Here is a 1,019-nt window from a genome sequence, read left to right as displayed (position 1 = left end):
AACCTACGATCTGATCAGCTACCACCACTCTCTCTCGTAGCCTTATGCCTAAACCTTGTTACAAAACAACCAACTGGAAGCAATACAACCAATCGCTCATTAACCGTGGTTCTCTGACCTTCTGGATCGATGAAGAAGCAATAAGTGGGTGGGCGCAAAGCAAACAGAATAAGCGCGGGAGGCCACGTCGGTTCAGTGATTTAGCTATTACGACAGCACTCATGGTGAAACGAGTTTTTTCTATGCCACTGAGAGCGCTGCAAGGATTTATCGACTCGATATTTAGGTTAGCCCATGTGCCGTTAAGTTGTCCGCATTACACCTGCATCAGTCGTAGAGCCAAGCAAGTTGAGGTCTCATTTAAGACTAAAGCGAGAGGAGCGATACAACACCTAGCCATTGATGCAACTGGCCTTAAGGTTTATGGCGAAGGTGAATGGAAAGTCAAAAAACACGGGACGGATGGCAAGCGGAGAGTCTGGCGAAAGCTGCATATTGCAGTTGATACAAGCACTCATGAGATCATTGCCGCCGAGCTAAGTTTATCAACGGTTACAGATGGTGAAGTACTCCCGAACCTACTGAAACAAACACGTCGAAGCATCCTTGAGGTGTCTGGTGATGGCGCTTACGACACGAGAGCGTGTCGCGCTGCTATTAAGATGAAGCGAGCCGTTGCGCTTATTCCCCCAAGAGAAGGGGCAGCCTTCTGGGAGCGTGGTCATCCTCGAAATCTCGCCGTGGGTTGCCAGAAATTATACGGCTCAAATAAGTATTGGAAAGAGCGGTATGGATACCACAAACGTTCATTGTCAGAAACAGCGATGTATCGAGTTAAACAGTTGCTAGGAGGACGATTGAGCTTAAGAAATTACAATGCCCAGGTGGGTGAAACTTACGCGATGATAAAAGCGTTGAACAAGCTTACTGGGTTAGGTATGCCTGAAACTTGTCGTATTGATTAAGAAATACGCGAAACGGGGTTGTTCTATCTTTAAATTTAATTACGCAACAAAGCC

1 protein-coding gene is annotated in these 1,019 nt (G+C 46.6%); it reads left to right on the top strand.

Annotated features, from left to right (window positions below):
• The first annotated feature begins 44 nt into the window (after positions 1–44).
• The gene (locus AB4263_RS22945) at positions 45–965 is read left to right on the top strand and encodes an IS5 family transposase (protein ID WP_065583724.1); all 921 of its coding nucleotides are present in this window, start codon (positions 45–47) and stop codon (positions 963–965) included.
• Positions 966–1,019: the final 54 nt, after the last annotated feature.

Origin of the sequence: Vibrio sp. 10N.261.55.C5, assembly GCF_041470505.1 — a bacterium.
GTDB classification, from domain to species: Bacteria; Pseudomonadota; Gammaproteobacteria; order Enterobacterales; family Vibrionaceae; genus Vibrio; species Vibrio crassostreae_C.
This window is presented reverse-complemented; position numbering and strand designations above follow the sequence as displayed.

Coding starts and splice junctions, on each gene's coding strand:
- AB4263_RS22945 (WP_065583724.1), top strand. CDS start 45: ATGCCTAAACCTTGTTACAAAACAACCAACTGGAAGCAATACAACCAA.